Origin of the sequence: Methanoculleus sediminis (assembly GCF_001017125.1) — an archaeon.
In the GTDB taxonomy this organism is placed as follows: Archaea; Halobacteriota; Methanomicrobia; order Methanomicrobiales; family Methanoculleaceae; genus Methanoculleus; species Methanoculleus sediminis.
Genome location: NZ_JXOJ01000002.1, coordinates 37,441 through 61,518, shown reverse-complemented (window position 1 = coordinate 61,518; position 24,078 = coordinate 37,441). Strand labels below are relative to the sequence as shown.

The window sequence follows — 24,078 nt, the reverse complement described above, 5'->3', positions numbered from 1 at the left end:
TGCCAGGCGGTGTACTTTTCGTATGGGAGAACGGAGAGCCGGGTTGGCGGCAGCGGCAAGAGTATCCCCCTGTCCGTTTGCCATACCGGTCAACGTGTGCCCCTGTTCTCACGGGAGCGAGAGATCAAACGCTGCATAGTGCCGTTGGGGCAACCCGGAATTTAATTCCTCGAAAAATATATTATGTTCGGGATGGTCTGGCTCGCGCATGACACCTGCAACGTTTGTGCCCGGTACGTCGGAGGGGCAACGGCTGCTCGAGATCCGCGACGGCGGTATCCCCTGGCGGCGGTGGGGGCCCTACCTGAGCGAACGGCAGTGGGGGACGGTGAGGGAGGATTACGGGGATGACGGCAATTCCTGGGCCTACTTCACGCACGATCAGGCACGGTCCCGCGCCTACCGGTGGGGGGAAGACGGGATTGCCGGCATCTCCGACGATGCGCAGCACCTCTGTTTTGCGCTCGCCTTCTGGAACGGTGCCGATCCCATCATCAAAGAACGGCTCTTCGGCCTGAACAACGGCGAGGGGAACCACGGGGAGGACGTGAAGGAGTATTACTACTACCTCGACAACACCCCGACGCATTCCTACATGAAGTACCTCTACAGGTACCCGCAGGCGGCGTTCCCGTACAACGACCTTGTAGAGACGAACCGGCAGCGCAACCGGTATGACCTGGAGTACGAGCTCATCGATACCGGTATCTTTGCCGACGACCGCTACTTCGATGTCTTCGTGGAGTATGCGAAGGCGTCTCCGGAGGACATACTGGTGCAGATCACCGTGCATAACCGCGGCCCGGGCGAGGCATCCCTCCACGTGCTGCCTACCCTCTGGTTCCGCAACACCTGGGTGCCCGGAGGGGGTGCAGAGAAACCGACCCTCCAGAAGACGGAGGGCCCACCGGGAACCAGCGTGATCGCGGCCGGCCATCCGGTTCTCGGGCAGCGTTACCTCTCCTGCGAAGGCGCCCCAGACCTGCTCTTCACCGAGAACGAGACCAATACCGAGCGCCTCTTCGGCACCCCGAACGCCTCGCCGTTCGTCAAAGACGGCATCAACAACTACATCGTCGAGGGGCGCACCGATGCCGTGAACCCGGAAGGTTCCGGGACCAGGGCTTCTGCGCATTACCGGCTGACCCTCGGTCCGGGGGAAGTGCAGAGGATACGGCTGCGGCTGAACCAGACCCCGCCCTCCGGGGAGGAGGCACCTTTCGGGAACCCATTTGAGGACGTGCTCGCAGAGCGAAAGCAGGAGGCGGACGCCTTCTACGACAACATCACCCCCCCGTCGGTCGGCCCGGATGCGGCGAACGTGATGCGGCAGGCGCTCGCGGGGATGCTCTGGACGAAGCAGTACTACCTCTACGAGGTCGACCGCTGGCTCCGGGAGCACGGCTCGGATGCCGCTGCAGGCCGGCAGATCTCCATCCGGAACACCTCGTGGTTCCACATGGTGAACGCCGACATCATATCCATGCCCGACAAGTGGGAGTACCCCTGGTATGCGGCATGGGACCTGGCGTTCCATACCGTTGCCCTTGCCATGGTGGACCCGGACTTTGCCAAAAACCAGCTCGACCTGATGCTGCGCGAGCGCTACTTGCACCCGAACGGCCAGATCCCGGCCTATGAGTGGAATTTTAGCGACGTCAACCCTCCCGTGCACGCCTGGGCTGCTCTGTTCATATACCGCACGGAAAAGGAACTCCTGGGCACGGGGGACGTGCGGTTCCTGGAGAGGATGTTTCAGAAACTGCTGATGAACTTCACCTGGTGGGTGAACCGCAAGGACCGCACCGGCCAGAACGTCTTCGAGGGCGGGTTCCTGGGACTCGACAACATCGGGGTCTTCGACCGCAGCGCGCCTCTGCCCACGGGGGGATACCTGGAGCAGGCCGACGGGACGGCATGGATGGCCCTCTTCGCCCAGACCATGCTGGATATTGCCGCCGAGCTCGCCGTTCACGATCCGGTCTACGAAGAGATGGCGACCAAATTCTACGAACACTTTGTCTGGATCGCATCGGCGATGAACAGCATCGGAGAGCACCAGGAGGGCATGTGGGACGAAGAGGACGGTTTCTACTACGACCTCCTCCGCCTGCCCGACGGGAGCGCAACCCGCCTCAAGGTGCGGTCCCTGGTGGGGCTGCTGCCTCTCGCTGCAAGCACGGTCTTCACCAGAGAAATGATCGAGCAGATGCCGGATTTCATAGAGCGGGCTCAATGGTTCAACCGGTACCATACGCGTATGGCGTCCACCGTCTCCAGCATCGGCCGGCCCGGCGTCGGAGGACGGCTCCATCTTTCGTTGCTCACCGAGGAGAGGCTCCAGAGGGTTCTCTCACGAATGCTGGACGAGAACGAGTTCCTGGGCGACTACGGGATCCGGTCCCTTTCCCGCGCACATCTGAACAACCCCTACGCCTTTTACCAGGACGGGCAGGAGCACAGGGTGCAGTACCTGCCGGCGGATTCCGATACGGGTATGTTCGGCGGGAATTCCAACTGGAGGGGGCCGATATGGTTCCCGATGAATGTCATGCTGATCCGGGCGCTGTTAAACCTCTATGCGTATTACGGGAATGATTTCACGGTAGAATGCCCGACCGGGTCGGGGAACCGGATGAACCTCTACCAGGTGAGCGAGGAGATTGCACGACGCCTGACCAGGGTATTCCTCCTCGATGAGAGCGGCCGCCGCCCGGTTTTCGGCTACGCCCCGAAGTTCCAGGACGACCCCAACTGGCGCGACTACCTCCTCTTCTACGAGTACTTCCACGGCGACAACGGGGCGGGGATCGGCGCCAGCCACCAGACCGGGTGGACGGGGCTCGTTGCCCGGATCATCCAGTTGTTCGGGTACATGAACCCCGAACAGGTACTCGGAGAGGAAGCGCGAAAGCTCGTCTACAGGAAGGAGGGTTCTCCTCCCCCACCGGTAGAGGGGCCTGCTGCCAGGTAGTGAGGACGGTTACGGCCTGCCCGGGAGGTGCCGCAGACCGTGCATGCACGGTCTGTGATGCAAATTTCTCCTGCAAAACCTGCCCCTCGCAACGGTCAGCCCCCGGCAAAACCGGGGTTCCGGGATGGTGGAGATACCTATATATGGTGTTAGCGAGCCCTCCGCATGGTGTTGTTATGGTTAACACGCAGTTCGGTGCCGGCACCTATGAGTCCGGCGCTGCTATGGCTCCGTCACGCTGGCTCGTGCTGCTGCTCGGCGTTATCGCGGTCATCTTTGGCGTTCTCTTCTTCATTTATCCCATCCCGACGCTAACGCTCCTCGTCACGTTCCTCGGCTTATACTGGTTGTTCAACGGTATCGTCGTGCTGATCAGCCTCTTTACGGATAGAACCGGCCGGGGCTGGAAACTGCTGGTCGGGATCCTCGGTGTCGTTGCAGGAGTCCTCGTGCTCGCCTACCCCCTCTACAGTGCAATTCTTATTCCGACCGTCTTTGCCATCATCATCGGCGTGGAGGGGCTGATCATCGGGGCGGTTTATATGGTCCAGGGCTTCTCCGGTGCCGGGTGGGGTACGGGGATCCTCGGCATCTTGAGCATCATTTTCGGGCTGATCCTGATCGCAAACCCGCTCGTCGCCGCTGTCGGCCTGGTGCTGCTCCTTGCGGGGCTTGCTATCGTCGGCGGCATCGCGGCCATCGTCGTGTCGTTCCGGCTGCCGGGGTGACCGGGGAGAGGGGCCGGAGAGTGCTCCGGGTATGCAGGCACGACCTCCCCTCCCTTTGCCCGCAAAAGAGCGTATCCTGCTGCTGTTTTCTCCTGGCTGAGGGCGTGCGGGAACGTCGTTGTGCAGCCCCCGGTTCGTCGCAACGCATTGGGATAATTTTATATGACCACTATTATCATTCGACCCCGGGCAGTCATCCTGCCCGGGAGATGGGTATGAAGAAACCGGGAGTACTGTTCATCGCGCTGGCCCTCGTTCTGGCCTGTGCCGGTGCCGGATGCGTCCAGCCGTCTGAAGAGGACGCGGAGGCGCAGCTCTGCCAGGATCTCGAAGAGCTCGGGGCAGCGCTTGAGAGTATGGAGAATACCAGCCTGAGATCTTCTGTTGGAGATATCCGGGATGGGCGGGACCAGGTCCGGTCCGCTATGGAGAGTGTCAGGGAGTCCGCTGGCCAGCTTGCCAACGTCCGGGTTGACGAGCTCAACGCGGCGTATGAAGACCTCGATCAGGCTGTGCAGAGCCTTCCTGACGATCTGACCGTCGTTGAGGCCATCCAGACCATCCGTCCGCAGATCCAGGCCGTCCGGGACGAACAGCGGAACCTTTACGCAGACCTGAACTGCACGGGGCAGTGAGTGCCGTGAGAGCCGGGGTGCAGCAGGGGACGTGAAGAGAAGACAGGTGATGTTAGAAAGGAAGATGAGATCCATGATGCGAAGGAGAGCGGAAGGCGGCCTGCGAGGGCGCGAAGAGGCCGGCGGCGCACACCGTTACAGGATGCGCGAGAAGCTCGTCTCTATCGGAGACGACTACTGGATTGAGGACGCGGCGGGAGAGCGGGCGTTTAAGGTGGATGGAAAAGCGCTCCGCGTCAGGAACACCCTGATCATCCAGAGCAGGGAGGGGCAGGATCTCTACAAGATCCAGGAGCGGATGCTCCGGATCAAAGATACCATGGAGATCGAGCGGGGTGCCGGCGGCACGGCGGCGACGATCAAGAAGGCGCTGATCGCGCCGCTCCGGGACCGGTGGACGGTCAGTATCCCCGGAGGTGAGGACTGGGAGGTGCAGGGGAACATCCTCGACCACGAGTACCGGATCGAGGCCGGGCGGCGGGAGCGGGTTGCCGAGGTCTCAAAGAAGTGGTTCCGGATCCGGGATACCTACGGCGTGGAGGTTGAGCCGGGCCACGATGACGCGCTCGTCCTCACCGTTACTGCTGCGATCGACCAGATGTCCCACGATTAACAGGCACTCATGACGCAGGTTCCGAAGGCGGCGGGAGGGGGTCTTCCCGCCCCGGACCGGTCCTGCAGACCCGTCGAAAAGTATATCCGCCTCTTTTCCGTCTACCCGCCGCATGTCACCTGATGATGTTGCCCCCGCGACGGAGGAAGGAGAGCGGCTCAGGGAGGTCTATGAGCAGGGCGTGCCCTGGCGGCGGTGGGGGCCCTACCTGAGCGAACGGCAGTGGGGAACGGTGAGAGAGGACCACAGCGACGACGGCGCAGGGTTGGGCGCGAGCCACCAGATCGGCTGGACCGGCATCATCGCACGGCTCATCCAGGGATACGCGTACATGACGCCGGAACAGATCCTGACACCGGCGGCGAGGCAGCTCAATTACAGGAAGAGGGCGGCTCCCCCTCCTCCGGCGGCACCGACCTCCCGTTGAGGCGTTCGAAGGCTCACCCCTGTTTTTATATCATTATCTCCAGAAATAAGGTTATTTGCAGACGTCGGTTTTGCAGGGAGACTGAGGAGGGCAGAGGTTGGGCACGCTTGAGTCGTATCTCGATGCACTGCACCAGGGGGTCTTTCAGGTCATCGTTCCGAAAGCCCTGGTGACCGAGCCGCTCGAGCCGGCCTGGAAACGGTCGGCCATCAACGTGCCGAGCCCCGGGACCATTGCAAGTTACCGGAGAGGGCAGTACCATGCCCACGAGACGGGCTCGGAGTACCGCGTTCACATGGACCGGTACGATCCGGAGAGGAACCCTCTCATGCACCTGATCGACGACGCCCCCCTGGTTCTCATGGTTTACGAGACTATGGAGACCATCCTCGTAACGGCGAAAGACGCAACACAAAAAGACCCTCTGCAGCGCCTTGAGGACCAGTATACGAGCTGGAGGCTCCGGATGGGCTTTGGAGCGCTCCTGTGGGCGCTGGCCACGGTCCTTCTCATCCTGGCGTTCTATGACGTTACATCCTTCTTTGCCGTGATCCTGCCCTCACTTGTCCTTTTTCTCGGTCTTCTCACGATCGCCAAGGGCATCCGGCAGAGGAGGAGGCAGGAGCATGCAGACAGGGACGTCGTCCGGGGGAGCCTCGTGGCTGTTGCAGGGATCGTTCTATTTGCCTTCTGGGAACTGTATCTCGTCCTCATTCTGCTGGTTCTCATGATCTGGTTCTTTTCCAGCGCCGCCGTCACGCTGCTCCGGGTGGTCCGGGAGCGGGGGAATTTACCGAACGGCTTCTGGTACACGCTCGGGCTGGGCGTGAGTTCGCTGGTTCTCGGGGTTCTCGCCGTGACCCTGCCTGAGGGGCTGGTCGATCTCCTCGTCTTCCTGCTCGCCGGGATCGTGCTCATGGCGGGTGCGTTTCTGGTTCTTGACGCGTACGGGTTGAGGAACGCCGCCCGGCTGATGGAAGAGGAGGGTTTTGCTTAAAGATTGCCTTCTCCGGTCGGGGGGCCGTCCTGTTCCATCAGTCGATAGCATCGGTAACTGGAGGTTTGAAGACCCGCTACGCGGCGGGCCTTGGCCTCGTCAACGCCCCTCATATCATCCCTGATGGGTTCGTTATAATAGGTCCCATCGCTTTTCAATACACCGATAACAGAAGTTGATCGCCGGTTTGAAGGTGGTATCTATTTGTGTATAGTATTCGAAATCCCATTCGTATTCCTTTTCGGCAATCAGTCCCTTGCACACGTTTCCGGCGCTCCCTGCGATGCAGTCCATAAGTCCATTCTGGACAAGAAGCATGACGTCCTGATGGTCTTTTATTCCATGGTCCATGAGAGCGGTGAGTCGTTCCAGTTCCATCGAGACGGATTGTATCAGGTTAGCCGGTTCGCTGTCCCCGGACATCGCGAGGTGTTGCAGAACCGGGAATCTTGGGGAGAGGTATAGAGCAACCGAAGATAACGTCCCGGAGAAATGCTTTAAAGACATGCAAACCCCGGGAAGCAACGAGAGCCATCCGAAACAGGACACTCAGAGGAAGAACAGGGTAATGTACCCATGACGGAGGGGAGCGCTGCCCGGCTGGCGGGGGCGGTTCTGGCCAGGTTCATCGCTACTTGAGAGGATATCAAACATTGATTTTGAGTTATCATCTCGTCAAAACAAGTATGCTGCTATGGGGATTTGAACCCCAGTCGTCGGCGTGAAAGGCCGACATGATTGGCCCCTACACTATAGCAGCGAATCTACACACCGAAGTGCTATACAACTTGGGCGTGAGCGGATAAAAAAGTTATGTCGGGGGAATCGAGGCCGCCCGCCCGGCAACCCGGTTCTCCTTACCCGTCGATCGGGCTTCCTTCCTTCTGGGTGACGGTCTTGAAGGCCGCCATCAGCTGCCGGGTGACGGGGCCGGGCTTGCCGTTCCCGATGACGCGGCCGTCGATCTCGCGGATCGGGCCGACTTCCGCCGCGGTTCCGGTGACGAAGACCTCGTCGGCGGTGTAGAGGTCGAAGTAGCCGAGGTTCCGCTCGAGGAGGGTGATGCCCATCGACTCCGCGATCTCGAGGACGACCGCCCGGGTGATGCCGCGCAGGTTGTTCAGGGTCGGCGGGGTGATGATGGCGCCGTCCTTGACGACGAAGATGTTGTCCCCCGAGCCCTCGGCGATGTAGCCCTTGGTGTCGAAGAAGATCGCCTCGTCGACGCCACGGTAGTTCGCCTCGATCTTCGCGAGGATGTTATTCAAGTAGTTCAGGCTCTTCACGTTCGGCGGCATCGACTCCGGCGGGGTGCGGCGGACCGAGACGCAGACGGCCCGCAGGCCCTTCTCGTAGAGGTCGCCGTACATCGCGCCCCAGGTGATGGCGATGACGATGACGGTCGGCTTCGCGCACTTCCGGGGGTCGAGGCCGAGGTCGCCCTTGCCTCTCGTCACGATCGGGCGGATGTAGGCGTCCCGCAGGTTGTTCTTCCGGAGCGTCTCCTTGATCGCCTCGGCCATCTCCTCCCTCGTGATCGGGACGGCCAGATCGATCGCCTTCGCCGAGTCGTAGAGCCGTGCGATGTGCTCGTCGAGACGGAAGACCCTGCCGTTGTAGGCCCGTATCCCCTCGAAAACGCCGTCGCCGTAGAGGAGCCCGTGGTCGAAGACCGAGACCTTTGCCTCCTCCTCCGGGACGAATCTGCCGTCAAGGTAAATTATCATGGGGGTAGTGTAGTATCGATTTGCTTGTATGTTTTGCGTTTCGTGCACCGTCCGGCGACGACCGTGATGGCCGGAGGCGTGATGTCCCTTGAACTCGGTTACTATGGAACGTTGCATTTCGCGTGCGACTACTGCATCGCTATCCGCACCCGCTAGTTCACGCGAAGCCGCGAAGGACGCGAAGATCGGTAGATGGGTAGAGCAACTCCCCTTCGCACCTGACGGTGCTCATGCTCCCTCCCCGCGGGGGAGGTCGCACTTCGCGGCTTCGCGCTCTTCGCGTGAGGCTGTACTGCCCCTCTGTACCGAAAAACTCACGCGTTGTGCGAGCGAAGCGAGCATGAGCACCGAAGGTGCGAGCCACGAAGAATGCGAAGTCTCAAAAAATATCGCCTGCGGCCCATCAGACCCGGCAGCAGTCCACGAAGTGCGCGAGCATCCCCCTGCTTGCCACCGGGTGGAGGTGGGTGTAGCTCCCGATCGTCCGGTCCCGGACCGCACCGTCGCAGCCGTCCCGGATCCCGCTCCCGCGGGTCAGCCGGTAGGCGTAGCGCGTCTCCGGCGCGAGGCGGACACTGCTGTAGTGGAACTCGTGGCCGCGGAACGCCGCCTCGCCCACGGGGCTCGTCGCGGCGCTCGTCCCCACCACGTAGCCGAGCATCCGGCGGGCCGGCATCCGGGTCTCTCCGGAAAAGACGCCGGCAAGTTCGTAGGTCTCCTCTCCCGGACCCGCGAACCCCGGGGCGAGCACCATCCGGTCGGTGAGGTAGATGAGCCCACCGCACTCCGCGTAGATGGGCGTGCCGTTCCGCGAGACCTCCCTGAGACCCTCCCGCATCGCGGCGTTCGCCTCGAGTTCCGCGCCGAAGAGTTCCGGGTAGCCGCCGCCGAGGACGTAGCCGTCGGCCTCGGGCAATCGATCGTGGATCGGGGAGAACGGAACCGTCTCGGCCCCGCACGACGCCAGCACGTCGAAGAGATCCGCGTAGTAGAAGTTGAACGCCTCGTCGAGCGCGACGCCGATCCGGACGTCCGGGTCGCGGGCCGGGTACACGCCACTCTCCACCGCCGGCGGCTCGGATTCCCGGGCGAGGGAGAGCAGGGCGCCCGCATCGACGTGATCGGCGATCATCCGCTTCACCGTCTCGATCCGGGTGAGGAACTCACCGTGCTCCTGCCCTTCCCGGTAGGGGACGAGGCCGAGGTGGCGCATCGCAAGTTCCATCTCCTCCGTCCGGGGGATGACCCCCACGACCGGGATACCGCAGTAGTGCTCGATTGCACGGACGGCCTTCTCCCGGTGGCGGGTCCCGGTGACGTTGTTCAGGATGGCCCCCCGGATATCGACGTCCGGGTCGAAGGCCTGGAAACCTTTCACGATCGCCGCCGCGCTCCGGGTGATGCTCCGGGCGTTGATGACGAGTATCACGGGGAGGTCGAGCTGTTTCGCGATCGCGGCCGTGCTCCCGAGGTCGGTGAGCGCCTCCGCGCCCTCAAAGAGCCCCCGCACCCCCTCGACGACCGCGACATCCGCCCCCCGGCAGCCGTGGGCAAAGACCGCCCGGACCTCGTCCGGGCTCATCACGTAGCCGTCCAGGTTCCGGCAGGGCCGCCCGGTCACCCCGGCAAGGTAGGAGGGATCGATGTAGTCCATCCCCACCTTGAACGTCTGGACTGTCCGGTCGGCCGAGAGGAGGGCCGAGAGTGCGAGAGTGATGCTCGTCTTCCCGCTCCCGGAGCGGTCGCCGGCGACGAGGAAGGACTTCATCGCATGCTCCGCAGGACTTCCCCGAACTCGCTTGCGACGATATCCCGGACGCCGAGGGTCTTGGGGTGCAGGTCGATCTCGACCATGATGTGCCGGTGCCCCATCTCCCGGAGCGGCGCCACCTGCCGGGGGCCGTTCGTGACCGAGAAGACCTCGATGCCTTCCGTGTACTCCGGCGGGACGGCGTGCGGAACCCCGACCATCAGGGCGAAATCCGGTGCAATCTCCCGGATCCGCTCCCCGATCGCGGGGCCGTTTGCCCCGTACTCGTCGAGCGCCCCGAGGAGTTCGGGGTCGACCCCGCGCTCCCGCATCCCGGCGAGGATCCGGGCGGCGTCCTCCCCGACCTTCGGGAGGCCGCGGCCTTCGAGGTTCGCGACGTAGGTGACGGCGGCCTCCGGGCAGGCGTCGTGGAGCGCGATCAGCTCGTCGGCGAACATGTAGGCGGTCTCTTTCTTCGCGTTCATGACTGCGACCCCCCTCGCGCCCGAGTCGGCGAGTTCGACGAGGCGTTCCGCCGCGACGTGCTTGAGGTCGCCGCGGGAGGGCTCGATGTAGGTCCGTGAAGCCGCTCCCCGCAGCCGCTCCACCTCGTTTGCCTTCGCTAAAAGGAATCGCTGGCGCTCAAGTTCGTCGGCGCTGATCCAGCCCGCGGCAGCGGCGGGCTCGAGCGTCGCAATCACCCCGTCGATGTTCTCGCGGAATCCGGCGTGGATATCCACGGCGATCGCCGGGGTCTCTACCCCCGCATCGTGGATCGCGGACTGGAGGTCTTCCCCGATGATCATCGAGACACACGTCCCGACGACCGCCATCCGGCGGGGCGAGAACGTCTCCTCTGCGTAGCGGAGCACCCGCATCAGCGGATCGTGCCCGCCGAAGATGAACTCGTTGTCGGCAAGCGAGGTCGTCAGCACCCGCATGCCGTCCTCTTCGAGGAGACGGGCGTGCTTGAACGAGCAGCCCGACGGGCCGTGGAGGATCGCCACGTCCACCCCCAGGTCGCGGGCGGTATACAGCGCCGCGACGATAGAACTCGGTCTTGGTTGAATGTAGTCCATACTCATCTCCACGTCTTTACCGCGAGGACGATCGCGCCCTCCGGGGTGATCTTTCTGGCGGCATCGAGCCCCGATTCAAGCGTCGCCGCGGGATGCCCCTCCCCCACGTAGATCGTCTCCGCAGGAGCGACGGTCGATACCGTCCGCAGGACCTCATTTCTTGAGAACCCCTCGCAGATCGCCCTGGCCTCCTCGCCGATGACCAGGGTCAGGGGTGCGCCGCCGGAGAGTTCCCTCGCGTAGCGCGCGGCTTCAACGGTGGTCGCCATGTTCGTCCCGCTGTTCGCGTTGTCGACGATCAGGATATCCCCCTCCCACCGGGCCGCCATCCGGCCGGGAAGGGCGGTAAACCGCCCGAGGGGAGAAGGATCGATCCCGAGCACGCAGACGGTCGCGGCCGCGAGTGAAAGCGGCGTCCGGTAGCCCGGAAGGGTGCAGAGCGGGTTTTCAAACGATCCGGCGATCCCGTTCCCGGCGTACCGGCAGGTCTGCCCCTCGAAGGACACCACCCCGTCGACCGCGACCGCTCCCGGCAGATCGATCCCCGGCGGGAGCACGACCGTCTTCGCCCGGGAGAGCAGCCGGCACTTCTCCGCGACCGCGCGCTTCTTCCCCGCCGCGACCGGGTAGTCCTCCGGCGAGGTCAGCACCGCCACGTCCCCGGCGGCGGTGACCCCGAGCGACTCTTCGGCGACCAGCCAGCCGCCGATCCGTACCGCCTCGAGCGCCGCCGGGATAAGGGAGGCCGGCGTGATGCTCTTCTTCCAGAGCAGTTCCCGCTCCGGGTAGCGGTAGGTCCCGGTCGAGGTGTGCAGGACGCCCGGGCCCGGCAGGAGCGTTGCGAGGGCGTGGGCGGTCGTGGTCTTTCCCCGCGTCCCGGTGATCTCGACGAAGGGGTGCGGGAGCCGGCCGCTGTCGAGAATCCTCTTCACCGCCTCGTGGTGCGAGACAGCGGGGCCGTGCCGCCGGAGAAGCGGGTGATCGGGATCGAGGTGGACCGGTGCGGTGACGAGATCGTAGGTGCGGACGAGCGCCTCCTCGATGGAGATGCCGGCCTGCCCCCGGTAGACGTCCACCTCGTCCACCTGGTGGCCGGCACCACGGAGCGCCCCGGCGAGTTCCGCCCCGCCGTGGATGGTATCCAGCACCAGGATTCGCATATTGTTCAGGGTTTCAGTTCGGCGATCGCGTCGGACGCGTTCTTCAGCATCAGTTCGGCAAGGAGCGGGTCGCTGCCGATGGGGTTGGCGTAGACGAGCGGCACCGCCTTCCCGTTCAGCTGGAACGTGCCGCGCCGCTCTCCTTTCGGGAGGCCGAGGATCTCGGGGATGTCCTGGTTGATGTGGACGCCTTTTGCGAGGAAGAGCGGGACGACGACCAGCATCTCGATATTCTCGTCCCGGAACGCCTCGAGCTGCTCCTCCACCGTCGGGGTGTTGAGGCTCATGAATCCGGGCTTGACGATGTAATCATCCGTCTTTTCGGCGATGAGTTTTGCGGTGGTCTCGATGAGTTCCTTATTGTAGGGGAGTTTGCTCCCGTGTCCGACCAGTAACATGCCTTTCATAGCCATATGTTACAAGGTACTACGATGCTATATTAAAATAATTACCGATTGTTTTTAAGGCCCCGATCCAAAACTTATCTGATGGCAAACTTCGAACGGGAGATCACGTATTGCATCAACCGATTCTTCACGCACCGGCAGATCCACGGGTTCGCCTACCGGCTCAAGCAGAGCAAATTCAATACCCAGTACGTCGACGTCCTCGTGGACTCCCTCGACCCCCGCTACTATCTGGCCATCGAGTGCAAGTCGATATCGGGCAAGAAGATTTACTTCTCCCAGCACTTTCACTCCGACAAAAACAACGTCCACCAGGTCGACGCGATCACCGACTTCATCAGGAAGACCGGCCGCCGGGGGTTCCTTGCCGTGGAGTTCCGGTTCGGTGCGGGGAGGGCGAAGGAGGCATACCTCATGCCCTGGGACACGGTGCTCGGCTACTACGGGAACGTCCCGGGCATCTCGATAGACGATTTCCGGCTCTGCTGTACGCTCGACCGCTCCGGTGAGGAGTACGATCTGCCGGGACTCGACACAAATCAATATCCTCTCTCACTGCCAACTGATGGAGAAGTATGATGGAAGCATATGATCGTTTTGAGCTCCTCATAAACGATCGGATCGTGAAAACACCGGTGGCAATAGCATCCATGGCCGGGATCGTGGATGCGGCATACGTTCTTGAGCGGGCCGACCATGTCGGGGCAGCGTTCATCGGGGGCTACTCGATCGACGCCCCCACCCTCGAGGCAAGCCGGCGGATGGCAGAGGAGGGTCGCAAAGAGTTTTTGTACGACGACCCCATCGAAGCGCTGGGCCGCGAGGTTGAAGCCCTGAAACAGAGCGACGTCGTTACGGGCCTCAACCTCCGCGGGAGCACGCCCGCCTCCTACGCCGGGGTCGCCCGGGCGTTCGAGGACGCCGTGGTCTACGAGATCGACGCCCACTGCAGGCAGCCGGCGATGCTTGAGGCCGGATGCGGCGAGCATCTCCTCCGGCACCCGGCGAAACTCGTCGAGATCGTCCGGGCGCTGAAGGCCGAGGACGTGACCGTCTCGGTGAAGATCCGGGCCGGTGTCGCCGCCGACGACGCAGTTCTCGCCCGCACCGTCTGGAAGGCGGGGGCGGATATCCTCCACGTCGACCTGATGGACTTCGGGCACAACAAGGTCCGCCAGATCCGCAACGCCTCCCCTTTGACGCTGATCGCGAACAACTCCATCACCACCTTCGAAAAAGCGATGGACGCCTTCTCCCACGGGGCGGACCTCGTCTCGCTTGCCCGGCAGTCCGACACCTGGACGCTCGCGGGCCTCGATGCCGCCATCACCCGGTCGGCAGAAGAGGGCGGCTGGTACAACGCCCCGAAGCAGCTCTGCCGCGGCGGCGATATCAGGGCGCTCACTTTCTGCTGCATGCCGGTGAAGGCCTGCCCGCTCCTCCCGGCCCTCGATAAGGTCGGCCTCTCCCGCGACGACTACCTGAAGTTCAAACAGGAGGCGGTGAAGGGAACCCCGCTCGAAGACGGGAAGAGCACCTGTTTCGGGAGCCTCGCCTGGTGCTGCAAGATCAGTTCTCCCTGCATGTTCCGCAACATGACGCTTGAGAAGAAGGGCCTCTCTGCGCGGGAGTACATGCGGTGCAAGCACCACCTCGCTGAAAAGATCATGCACAGGATATTCGATGAAGAAGAACCTGCCGATGAATCGAGCTGAACGTGCGCAGATGGCGATGATGCTGGAGGTCTGCGCCTACCCGAAACCCGGGAACGTGGACAGGTGCCACGACTATCCGGACACCCGTCTCGAGCATTTCCTTGCCTCGGCGTTCCTCGCCCGTCCTGTCTTCGATGCGGCCGAGAAGACCGGCGGCCGTGTCGGGAACCTTATCCGGGAGGCGGTCATGCGCACGAACGGCCATTCCGGGGGAAATACCCATTTCGGAGCGTTCATCCTCCTCATCCCCCTCGTCCTCGGGGGAGATATCGACGGGGCGCGGCGGATCGTCGCCGCAACCGACGTCGAGGACGCAGTCGAGTTCTACGCGGCGTTCGGCCTCACGAGCGTCCGGATGGCGGAGAGCGACGACCTGGACGTGAACGACCCGGCCTCGGTCGCCGCCATCCGGGAGCGGGGGATGACGCTTGCCGACATCATGGCCTACTCGGCGCCCCGGGACATGGTCGCAGCGGAGTGGACGAACGGATTTGCCCTGACCCGCCGGTGCGCCGACCTGCTTCATGCGCACGGGTGCGGCAGGGCGTCGATCGCCGCAGCGTTCCTCGACCTCCTCGCGTCGGTGCCGGACACCTTCATCGCGAAGAAGCACGGGATGGAGACAGCGGAGGAGACGATGCGGTCTGCGGCGGAGGTGATCGACGGGAGGCGCGACCTTGCCGCCTTCGATGCCGAGTGCGTCTCCGCCGGGATCAACCCGGGCTCGATCGCCGACATCACCATCGCCGGGATATACGTGGCGCTCGGGGAGGGATGGCAGTGGGACTGCTGACCGAGGGGATCAACGAGGTGATCGCGACCACCGACCACAACGCCGCTCCCATGGGGATCATCAACCGGAACGGCTCCCTGCACATGGTTCTGTTCCGGGGAAGCCACACCGCCAAAAACATCGCCCGGGACCACCGGGTGGTGGCGAACTTCGTCTTCGATCCCGTGATCTACGTCAAAACCGCGTTCGACGACCTTCCAATGGACGCCTTCGTCTCCGAAGTGATCGACGGGACGGCCGTCTTCCGCCTTCGCGACGCGGAGGCCTGGGCCGCGTTTGCCGCCGACGTGGAGCGCTCGGGCGACGAGTCGATCGTCGTGCGGCTCAGCCCCTTAAAAGAGGAGGTGCTGGATCTCCGGCTGCACCCGGTGAACCGGGGCTTTGCGAGCATCGTGGACGCCACCGTCCATGCCACCCGCTACGTCAGGAACCGCGACCCATGGCTCGGGCGGCTGATCGAGCACCACACCGCTCTCGCCCGGAAGTGCGGCGGCGCCCGGGAGTGGGAGGCGCTCGAACTCCTCGAGGGGTATATCGCCGACCGGCTTCGCGAGTGACGGCCTTTTTGCTGCCCGGTCTTCGCGGGAGGCGCGTATCTCTGTGCCACTATATTTTTCTGCATATAATAATCCCTATATATGAGAACATACCACGAACCGCCCTACAGGGAGGTACCTGATATGGTGAAGATCTTTGATATGTTGCAGAACGACAGCAGGTTCGGCCGGCTCGTCGAGATCATCCGGACCGTCGGTGAAGAGGAGATGCTGCAGGGCGAAGGGCCGATGACGTTCTTTGCTCCGGTCGACTCGGCATGGGATGCGATCCCCGAGCCGAACCGGTCGATGATCTTGAACGACAAGCAGATGCTCTCGCACCTGATCGACTTCTTCACGATCGGCAATCATAAATGCACGCTTGAATCGCTCCTCTCAAAGAACGTCGTGCAGACCGTCGAAGGGAATACCATCATGGTCAGGAATACCGACCGGGGCACGCAGGTGGACGAGGCCGTCGTGCTTGAGGGAGACATCGAGGTGGAGAACGGCATCATCCATGCCCTCGACAGCGTTCCCTTTGCGACGCTTGCGCAGGCCGAACAGGCCTACCTGTCGACGAACGTTTGAACCCGGGCCGGAGTGCCTCGTCCGGCCGGAAACCCTTTTCTTTTTCCCGGCAGAAGACGGCGGCAGGATACGGCGCTCCTCACGCCTGACGCCCTCTCCCCGGGCCCGCGCAACCATTGCCGTAATTATATATATTTAGCCAGATGATCCTGGGAGTTACCCATGAAGAGTATCTTTGAGACGGCCCGGGAAGACGACCGGTTGAGCACCTCCGTTGCGATGCTGCAGACCGGAGGGATGGCGGAGACGCTCCGGGGTGGGGGAGAGTATACGGCACTGTTCCCGACGAATGAGGCGTACTCCAATTTTTCCCGGGAGGTGCTGGATGCTATCACGGCCGACCGGGATCGGCTCACGGAGATGATCATGTATCACGTGATCCAGGGCAAACTCACCACGCACGAGCTCTCACGGATGGAGGCGATCAGGACGCTGCAGGGGGATCACCTGGATATCGCGGGCCCCCCTTCCGCGATACGGCTGAACGATGCCGGCGTTATCCAGCCCGACGTCGAGTGCACGAACGGCATCTACCATGTCATCGACAGGGTTCTCCTGCCGCGGGCGGTCGAGGCGCGGGTGAAGAGGTAGGTTCGGGCCCGGCTGCATCTCTGGCGACGGGAACGGGGCGATGCCGGAAACCGGCCCCGTGCTGCCTCCCGAAGCCGTGCGGAACCACACGTAATTTTATATACTCATGCCCCTCCATCTCCCGCCGGGAGTTGGTTCGCATGAAGAGTATCCTCGCGACTCTGCGTGAATCGGGATCGTTCGACGTGTTTCTTGACCTCGCATGGGTGGCCGGCATGGAGGAGCGGTTGAGCACCGAAGGGCCGTATACGCTCTTCGTCCCGGACGACGATGCGTTCCGGGATCTCCCCCGGTCAGAACTCGAGGCGATTCGCCGGAACGCCGACCGGCTCGGCGAGACCCTGAACTACCATATCGTCCCCGGAGTACATTCCATGATCGATCTGCTCGGCATACGGACGCTCCGGTCGCTCCAGGGCGATGACCTGACCGTGGAGGTTGCGCCGGAGGGGGTGCTGGTCAACGACGTGGCGGTCGTGGAATCCGATGCGTGGTGCACCAACGGGATCTGCCACGCGGTCTCCGCCCTGCTCCTCCCGCCCGTTGCAAGGGCTATCGCCGCACACGGGTAGCCGGAACGTATAAATAATCCGGTACGGTTAGTGGTGCGCGTGGAGTGAGCAGAATGAAGAGTATCATCGAAACCCTGGAGGACTCCGAGAACCTCAGCGTGTTTCTCGATCTGGTCCGGATTGCCGGCATGGAACCGATGCTCCGCGAGAGAGGGCCGTTCACGGTCTTTGTCCCGACGGACGAGGCGTTCTCAAGGGTTCCCACGGATCGGATGGACGAGATCCGGCAGGACGCGGACAAACTCCTCCTCATCGCGAGTTACCACGTCGTGCCGGGACAGTTGACCTCGGAGGATCTCCGGAGCATCGCGGCGGTCAGGTCGAGCCTCGGGACGGATCTTGTCATACGCTCGTCCGATCGGGGAATCACCGTCAACAGTGTCCCTATCGTCGAGGCAGACGCGTTCTGCACGAACGGGATCTGCCACGCGATAGCGTCGGCGCTCGTCCCGCCGACGCTGGAGATCGTCACCCCCTGACCGGGCTACCGCTCTCGCGGCAGGCGGAACCGCCCGTCCCGGCGGGCGATCCCGACGGCGGCAAGAGCGCTCTTCTCCTTATCCTTGATCTCGAGCATGATGTCCATGTCGGACGGCACGGTCTCGGCGAGGAACCGCTCGAAGTCGGCAGCATCAAGGCTCTCCGCGTGCTGGCCCTTCCGCCCGCCGGGCATCGGGGTGCTGTAATCGATCATCGGGATGCCGTCGCGAGACTGCCAGGTCGCCCCGGCCAGTTCGACCGCTTCGGCCACCCCGGCGCCGGAGGGATTGACAGTGTGGTGGAAGACGTCGAAGAGCACCGGGATGCCGGTCTCCTCGTGGGTGCGGAGACAGTCGGCCAGAGTGTAACGCGAGTCGTCGTTCTCGACGACCAGCCGGCGGAGGATGCTCTCGTCGAGACGGGAATATACCCTCGCGAACCGCTCCATGCTCGCCTTCTTTTCGCCGTAGACCCCGCCGACGTGGATCTGGACTTTCGCGGTCTCATCGAGGCGCATGGCGTCGAGGACGGCAGCGTGGTAGCGGAGTTCCGCGACGCTCTTATCAACGATACCGGGGTCTTTCGCGTTGATGACGACGAACTGGTCGGGATGCATGGAGACTCGCATATCGTGCTCGCGGACGAACCGGCCGATCTCGCGAAACGTCTCCGCGAAGGTCTCCTCCCACGGGGCGGTGCAGACCGGGTGCGACGCGAACGGCACGAGGCCGGAGCCGATCCGGAAGAAGAGGATGCACTCTTTGAGATTAAAGCGGAGGATCTCTGCGAGACAGCGGAGGTTCTCCCGGACGGTCTCCTCGAGCCGCTCGCCGGAGTAGGAGGAGAGCCGGAACGTGCGGCCCGAGGAGCAGCCGATGCTCCGGTTGATGCACGGGTAGCCGATCTTCATGGCTCTCACGGGTGATCCCGGACAGGCATCAACCTTACCTGCAGGTGTACGCACCGTCGCTCTCGGCGACGAACCCCTCCCGTGCGAGGTCCCCGAGAATCCGCTTCACCCGTCCGGGCTCTTCGCAGAGCCGGAGGATCACCTCCTTCTCCGTGACCGCTCCCTCCTCGAGGACGAGCGCGAGGATTCGCCCCCTGATCTGCCGGTCGGATCCCTCGAACCGGCTCTGCCGGGAGTAGGATGCGCTCCTCCGGTTCGGGTTTGCCGTCCGTTTCTTCAAGACCGTGCCGTAATCCATCATCGCGCTATACCACTCCCGCGGGTTCTCGCGGTAGAGGCTCCTCTCCACGAGCGGGAGAATCTCGTCGTCCCGGACGTCCTCCCGGTCCTGGAAGAAGAAGTGGATGAAGATCCGCCGGATGTTCGTCTCGATGTAGACGACCGGCATGTTGAACGCGTACGCAACAATCGCCGCCGCGGTCGCGTTCCCGATCCCGGGGAAGGTCGCGAGCGTCTCGACGTCGGCGGGAAGATCGCCGCCGTGCTCATCCACGACACACCGTGCGGTCTCCTGGAGCGCGATCGCCCGGCGGTTGTAGCCCATGCCCTGCCAGGCGAGGAGCACCTCGCTCTTCGGCGCACGGGCAAGGCTCTCGAAGTCGGGGAACCGGTCGAGGAACTCGCGGTACTTCACGGCGACCCGCTCGACCTGCGTCTGCTGGAGCATGATCTCGGAGACCAGGATCCGGTAGGGGTCGGTGGTGTGCCGCCAGGGGAGGTCGCGGCCGTGGGCCCGGTAGTACGAGAGGATGAGATCCCGGAAGAGGCGGATGGTCTCCGGGATCGCCCCCTCTGCCCGGATAGCGTCGAGGAGCCGGCGTTCGCGCTCGTTCTGTTCGGGGTCGAGGCTGCCGATCACGGTATATCATCTGTCTGGCGGGGGCAAATAGGTTGGGCACCCGGGGGCAGGTGTCCTCAAACTCGATGAGAATCAAGATCCGGCAAGATACAGGCGTGCTCCCGGACGTTGTGAGTCTGTGGCAAACCCATACACGGCTTTCCATCCGGTATCGCCACGCACTGCCCCCGCCCCTCGGGGCGGGGGAGGAGCGCGAAGCGCGGGCGGGGTGGGGGTGAAAGGGAAGAGTAACTTAACCCGATCCAAAGCACCTGAGATGGGCGTTGGAGACAGGGGAGGGGAGATGCTCCCCCCTCCCCGTCAGCCCCACCCCCAGTCGCGATATCCAGTGGAAAGCCGTGCACGAGTTCTAGCTATCTCGAAGATCTACTGGCTATTGAGCAGGAGTGGGGTACTGTCTGGTGCGGTCAACGACGTTCTAAAAATAGAGCGCAATCGCTTCCGTCTCCGCTCCCCCCCCCTTCACTCCACCCGCGCCCGCATCACCGTGAGCCGGACGCCCTCCTCGCCGTCGAGGTCGAATGTCCGCGTATCGCCGTGCGCCCTGCAGAACTCCTGGAGGTCGAGCATGTGCCGGAGCCCCGCCGCCGCCTTCTCGTTCTGCACCAGTTCAAGCGGCGGTTCTAAGAGCGGCCGTGGCAGGAAGACCGCGCACTTCGCCCGGCTCCGGGTCAGCGAGACGTTCAGGCGGTTCCTGCTGTAGATGAACTCGGCCTCGGCAAGAGCGGTCTCGACGTCGCTCACGCCGTAACTGACGACGACCGCCTCCGCCTCCTGCCCCTGCATCTTGTCGACGGTATCCACGAACGGCGGATACTTCCAGGCCCGCATGCTGGCGAGACTGTTTTTGATGGCGCCTATCTGTGCGTGGTGCGGGCTGACGATGAAGAGCCCGTGCCGCCAGAAGCGGTAATCGCCGTCTTCCGTCGCCGGATACCGTTCTCCCGATCCGGGGTCGACGACCCTCTCCCGGAGCGCCCCGGCCAGCCGGGCGACCAGCGCCGCCTCGACCCGGTTCTCCACCGTCGTCCGGACGCCCTCGAGGACGCAGAGCACGAGCGGGTATGCCGGATCGAGGATCCACTCCATCCACTCCTCCCCCGCCGAACCGGGGGCGAGGGCGAGTTGCTGCGCTGCAATCGCGTCGGTCGCGGGAGCATACCCGGCGCCGTAGAGCGTCTCCGCCGGGAACTCCGAGAGGGTGCGGTTCATCCGCCAGTTCTCCTGGAGCTGGCAGGTGTAGACGGGGCGGCCGGGATCGTCGCGGTGCCGGAGGTAGGCGAAGACGGAGTCCTCGAGCCCGGGGAGACCGTCAACCGGTGCCGGATACGCCCCCTGGACGACCGGCGGGAGCTGGAGGTCGTCCCCCGCGAGGACGAGCCGTCCGTCCTCCCCCAGCATCGGGAGCACCATCGCGAGTTCCGCCGCCCGCATCTGCGACGCTTCGTCGACGATCAGGAGATCGAGGGACGGGAGGGATTTCTCGAGTTTTGCGAAACCATGCACCGTCCCGCCGAGGAGGAGAGCCGGGTAGCCGACGACGGTCCCGGCCCGGTCGTGGGGCAGCACCTCGAGGCTCCGCTCTGCGCCGGGTGTCCGGAGATCCCCCACTTTGTAGATCGGAAGACCGGCGGCAAGGCCGAACGCGTCGACCGAGCCCTGGACCTTGACGAGAAGGTTCTCGACGGCCGCGTGGGTGAACGCCGCAACCCCCACCCGGATCCGCTCCCCGTGCGCCCGCCGGGCTCTGACGAGCGCGAGGATCGCCGTCGCGAGGAAATGCGTCTTCCCGGTGCCGGGCGGCCCCCAGACCAGGGTCAGGCGGTTCTCCGTCACGTGAGAAAATGCCCTGTTCTGGCTTTTCGTGAACCCGGCATCGCGGGCGAGTCGCCCGGCGTCGGCGGCGACCTCTCCGGGCTCGGGGATCGGCGCGGCGAACCCCCGCGGGTCGCGGAGGAGGCGGATGAAAGCGTTCTCCGGCTGCCCGTCGAGAGCGAGGAGACGGTCGACGTAGCGCGATACGGTGAAGTCCGTGAACCGGGGATGCAGCATCGCGAGATCACCCTCGGCAAAAGGTGCGTGGTCCCGGGGGTAGGTCACCTCCAGCACGAGCCCCCTGACCTCCCCGGCCGTCCGGTCGACGATGGTGTCGCGGACCCTCGCAAAGCAGACCCCGCTGTTCCCGGGGTTCGGGCTGCTCCGGTAGCGAAGGTCGTCGAACGCCCGCTCCGCCTCATCGCCCGCCTCGCCGTCCGGCACGAGGAGGTGACTGAACGCCCGCGACTGCTCGAAGAGCGCGAGATCCAGGGGAGCGAGCACCCTCCAGAAATTCCCCTCGCTCTTCTTGAGGGGGATGCTGACGCCGTCCCGGACCCTTGCCTCCCGCGGCCCGCTCCGCAGTTCCTGCACCCGGCGCACACCCATGGTCGACTCGTACTCCGCGATGAAGAGGAGGCGCGATATCTCCGGCGTCGCGGCCTCCCACGAGCCCGGGAACCGGAACTTCTCCGCCCACCGTACGAGCCTATCCTTCGTCCGTTCGCGAAGCCCGTCGAGGACGCTCCCCGCGGCGAGCAGGCGGCGCGAGACCTCCTGCCGGACCCAGTCTGCAGCCTCCGGCCGTTTTCCGTGCCACGCCATGATGATGGCGTCGCTCTTCATGGCGTTGCCGTGCTCGTTCCAGAAGAGGGAACCCGCATCAAGCCGGTACGCGAACCGGGAGGAGGGGATTGCCGCGAGAACTTCGGGCAGGCGGAGCGTGAACGGGACGGGAAGCGCGAGCAGCCGCCGGATCTCCCTTGCAAGAACGACGATCGGGAAGGGGACGGACGCGCTCGGGTGGATCGACCCGAGAGCGATGCCGGAATCCTGGTAGTAGAACCGCAGCCTGAGAGCGTCCTGTGCGCTCACGGGGTCGTCGAGCGCCTCTTCGAGCAGCCGGGTGAAAAGTTCCTCCTCGTAGGTGTCGTAGACGTAGGTCTGCACCGACTCCTGTTCGGCCCAGTCGCGGCCCCGGTTGTACCCGTCGACGGCCTCGAGTTCCGCGGCGAGTGCCCGGACGAACTCCCGGCGCACCCTGGTGCAGTCGCCGGGGTTCGCCGCGACGAAGATTGCTTCGTGCGAGGGCGTCCCGTAGACGGCTTTGCCCCTGCTCCGCCGGAACCCGAGGGCGTATATCCGGCCGGATACGGGATCCTTCTGGAGCGTCAGCATGAAGGTGATATCCTCGTAGACAGGGAGTGCGAGCGAGGCCGCGGCGAGCGGAATGATCTCTCCCGTCGTGAGCGCCCGGACGGTCGAGCGCAGGCGGTCGCCCTGGCCGGCGAGCGACCCGCAGTTGTCGAGGCAGCGATCGCTCTCCGGGTCGCGGAGGAACGCGGCGAGGTCGGAGAGCGCGTTGATCGAGAGCCCGCCGTCCCACGGGGCCTCCCGCAGGTAGCGCCGACCGATGGGCGAGAGCCCGGGGATCTGCGAGACCGAGGAGGAGGCCTCTGCCTCGGCGCGGCAGTGGGGGTAGAACTCGCAGGACTCGCACCGCGAGGTGAGGTGCCAGGGCACGTCCCCCGGCGGGGCGGTGAGGATGCCCGGAAGGCGGTGGCGGAAGAAGTCCTCGATCACCCGTATGTTGAGGTGTAGATCGAAGGGTTGCGGCTCATCCTCCCCGTAGAGCCAGATCCCCGCCCGGTTCCGGTCGACCGGGAGTTTGAGCCCGAGCAGGTCCAGGGCGTGCTCGAGGATCAGGACATACAGCGTCGCCTGGATCCGGTGACTGACGCTGAGTTCTTCGCTTGCCTTGATGTCGATAACCTGCAGGCGTCCTTCTTCATCGACCCTGACGAGATCCGGACGGCAGGGAGAGAACCGGTGCGCCTCGGGGTCGAGACCGTAGATCTGCAGGAAGTGGATCGAGACGGGGATGGTCGTCTGGTAGATTGCCTCGCCCGGGGAGAGCAGGGGGAGGAGGTTGAAACTCTCCTCGATGGAGAACGACCGCCCGGAGATCGGCCCCGCCCCGTCCGGGAGCCGCACCCTGCCCGCGAGTTTTGTCCGGATCACCTCCTCCTCCCACCGGATGCCGGCATCAAGGAGGGCTCGCGTCACCGGGCTCGTATCGATCGCGGCCGCCGGGATGCCGGCTCCGGCACGCTCCTGCTCCGGGGTCGCGTGGTAGCGGAGATGGCGTTCGCAGTCGTGGTAGAAGAACCGGCCGATGAGCGACGGGCTGAGGTTGAAGCGTGGCATGGGCGGACTCTGGGATGACTCTTTTTGCGATTCTCTGTTTGTGCGGTCGTGGGAAAACAGTTGTTATTCGTGGTTTCTTTGACGATCCGCTACAATGGAGGTTCGCGACGGATCGACCTCGACCGCTTGTCCCGCCCGATGTTTCCCGGGGTGGTTCCGGGAATGCGCCCGCGCCTTTGAAGGAACAAGCCTCCAGGTACGAGCACATTGTGTATACTAACGTATGCATAAT

The 24,078-nt window shown here is 63.9% G+C and carries 22 protein-coding genes and 1 tRNA gene; 14 read left to right on the top strand and 9 right to left on the bottom strand.

Features of this window, described 5'->3' with window-relative positions; translation table 11 throughout:
- Positions 1-208: 208 nt before the first annotated feature.
- From SZ63_RS03090 to SZ63_RS03065, 6 genes are all read left to right on the top strand, one after another.
- Entirely contained in the window at positions 209-2,974 is a 2,766-nt protein-coding gene (locus SZ63_RS03090) for an MGH1-like glycoside hydrolase domain-containing protein (protein WP_048181050.1), read from the top strand.
- A 176-nt stretch (positions 2,975-3,150) separates the two neighbouring features.
- Entirely contained in the window at positions 3,151-3,702 is a 552-nt protein-coding gene (locus SZ63_RS03085; protein WP_052959049.1) for an HdeD family acid-resistance protein, read from the top strand.
- Between the two features lie 215 nt (positions 3,703-3,917).
- Positions 3,918-4,337, top strand: coding sequence for a hypothetical protein (locus SZ63_RS03080; RefSeq protein WP_082122691.1), 420 nt, complete (start codon positions 3,918-3,920; stop codon positions 4,335-4,337).
- Positions 4,338-4,410: 73 nt separating this feature from the next.
- Positions 4,411-4,950, top strand: a complete 540-nt coding sequence (locus SZ63_RS03075; protein ID WP_048181038.1) for an LURP-one-related/scramblase family protein — start codon at positions 4,411-4,413, stop codon at positions 4,948-4,950.
- Positions 4,951-5,062: 112 nt separating this feature from the next.
- Positions 5,063-5,377 (top strand): hypothetical protein, encoded by a 315-nt coding sequence (locus tag SZ63_RS03070; protein WP_048181032.1) that lies wholly within the window; start codon positions 5,063-5,065, stop codon positions 5,375-5,377.
- A gap of 97 nt (positions 5,378-5,474) precedes the next feature.
- Positions 5,475-6,374, top strand: a complete 900-nt coding sequence (locus SZ63_RS03065; protein ID WP_048181027.1) for an HdeD family acid-resistance protein — start codon at positions 5,475-5,477, stop codon at positions 6,372-6,374.
- A 687-nt stretch (positions 6,375-7,061) separates the two neighbouring features.
- Here the strand turns inward: SZ63_RS03065 and SZ63_RS03055 are convergent.
- The 6 genes from SZ63_RS03055 to cfbA all read right to left on the bottom strand — a co-directional run bounded on the left by SZ63_RS03055 (position 7,062) and on the right by cfbA (position 12,503).
- Positions 7,062-7,134 (bottom strand) — tRNA-Glu (locus SZ63_RS03055).
- Between the two features lie 97 nt (positions 7,135-7,231).
- Complete coding sequence (gene ilvE, locus SZ63_RS03050) at positions 7,232-8,101, bottom strand: branched-chain-amino-acid transaminase (RefSeq protein WP_048181018.1); 870 nt, start codon at positions 8,099-8,101, stop codon at positions 7,232-7,234.
- A gap of 403 nt (positions 8,102-8,504) precedes the next feature.
- Positions 8,505-9,869: a Ni-sirohydrochlorin a,c-diamide synthase gene (cfbB, locus tag SZ63_RS03045; protein WP_048181015.1), complete on the bottom strand. Its 1,365-nt coding sequence runs from the start codon at positions 9,867-9,869 to the stop codon at positions 8,505-8,507.
- Positions 9,866-10,930 (bottom strand): Ni-sirohydrochlorin a,c-diamide reductive cyclase catalytic subunit, encoded by a 1,065-nt coding sequence (gene cfbD / locus SZ63_RS03040; protein ID WP_048183475.1) that lies wholly within the window; start codon positions 10,928-10,930, stop codon positions 9,866-9,868. Before cfbD ends, cfbB begins: the two co-directional genes overlap by 4 nt.
- A 2-nt stretch (positions 10,931-10,932) precedes the next feature.
- A complete protein-coding gene (cfbE, locus tag SZ63_RS03035) occupies positions 10,933-12,090 on the bottom strand; it encodes a coenzyme F430 synthase (protein ID WP_048181002.1) in 1,158 nt (385 codons plus the stop codon).
- Between the two features lie 5 nt (positions 12,091-12,095).
- Positions 12,096-12,503 carry a sirohydrochlorin nickelochelatase gene (gene cfbA, locus SZ63_RS03030; protein WP_048180999.1) on the bottom strand — a complete coding sequence of 136 codons (408 nt, stop codon included), beginning with the start codon at positions 12,501-12,503 and terminating at the stop codon, positions 12,096-12,098.
- Between the two features lie 75 nt (positions 12,504-12,578).
- Here cfbA and SZ63_RS03025 point away from each other — a divergent pair, with 75 nt between their 5' ends.
- From SZ63_RS03025 to SZ63_RS02990, 8 genes are all read left to right on the top strand, one after another.
- Positions 12,579-13,076, top strand: a complete 498-nt coding sequence (locus SZ63_RS03025; protein ID WP_048180995.1) for a PDDEXK family nuclease — start codon at positions 12,579-12,581, stop codon at positions 13,074-13,076.
- Positions 13,073-14,212 (top strand): methanogenesis marker 9 domain-containing protein, encoded by a 1,140-nt coding sequence (locus SZ63_RS03020; protein ID WP_048180992.1) that lies wholly within the window; start codon positions 13,073-13,075, stop codon positions 14,210-14,212. Before SZ63_RS03025 ends, SZ63_RS03020 begins: the two co-directional genes overlap by 4 nt.
- Entirely contained in the window at positions 14,181-15,005 is an 825-nt protein-coding gene (locus tag SZ63_RS03015; RefSeq protein ID WP_048180989.1) for a triphosphoribosyl-dephospho-CoA synthase, read from the top strand. Before SZ63_RS03020 ends, SZ63_RS03015 begins: the two co-directional genes overlap by 32 nt.
- Positions 14,993-15,562, top strand: coding sequence for a DUF447 domain-containing protein (locus tag SZ63_RS03010; RefSeq protein WP_052959048.1), 570 nt, complete (start codon positions 14,993-14,995; stop codon positions 15,560-15,562). Before SZ63_RS03015 ends, SZ63_RS03010 begins: the two co-directional genes overlap by 13 nt.
- A 123-nt stretch (positions 15,563-15,685) precedes the next feature.
- Entirely contained in the window at positions 15,686-16,132 is a 447-nt protein-coding gene (locus SZ63_RS03005; protein WP_048180983.1) for a fasciclin domain-containing protein, read from the top strand.
- A gap of 162 nt (positions 16,133-16,294) precedes the next feature.
- Positions 16,295-16,723, top strand: a complete 429-nt coding sequence (locus SZ63_RS03000; RefSeq protein ID WP_048180979.1) for a fasciclin domain-containing protein — start codon at positions 16,295-16,297, stop codon at positions 16,721-16,723.
- Between the two features lie 140 nt (positions 16,724-16,863).
- Entirely contained in the window at positions 16,864-17,295 is a 432-nt protein-coding gene (locus SZ63_RS02995; RefSeq protein ID WP_048180976.1) for a fasciclin domain-containing protein, read from the top strand.
- A gap of 53 nt (positions 17,296-17,348) precedes the next feature.
- Positions 17,349-17,774: a fasciclin domain-containing protein gene (locus SZ63_RS02990; protein ID WP_048180972.1), complete on the top strand. Its 426-nt coding sequence runs from the start codon at positions 17,349-17,351 to the stop codon at positions 17,772-17,774.
- A 5-nt stretch (positions 17,775-17,779) separates the two neighbouring features.
- Here the strand turns inward: SZ63_RS02990 and uvsE are convergent, their stop codons facing one another.
- The 3 genes from uvsE to SZ63_RS02975 all read right to left on the bottom strand — a co-directional run bounded on the left by uvsE (position 17,780) and on the right by SZ63_RS02975 (position 23,846).
- On the bottom strand, positions 17,780-18,685 hold the full coding sequence (gene uvsE, locus SZ63_RS02985) for a UV DNA damage repair endonuclease UvsE (protein ID WP_048180970.1): 906 nt from the start codon (positions 18,683-18,685) through the stop codon (positions 17,780-17,782).
- A gap of 34 nt (positions 18,686-18,719) precedes the next feature.
- On the bottom strand, positions 18,720-19,604 hold the full coding sequence (locus SZ63_RS02980) for an HhH-GPD family protein (RefSeq protein ID WP_082122630.1): 885 nt from the start codon (positions 19,602-19,604) through the stop codon (positions 18,720-18,722).
- 462 nt (positions 19,605-20,066) lie between these two features.
- Positions 20,067-23,846, bottom strand: coding sequence for a bifunctional RecB family nuclease/DEAD/DEAH box helicase (locus SZ63_RS02975; protein ID WP_048180968.1), 3,780 nt, complete (start codon positions 23,844-23,846; stop codon positions 20,067-20,069).
- Positions 23,847-24,078 lie beyond the last annotated feature (232 nt).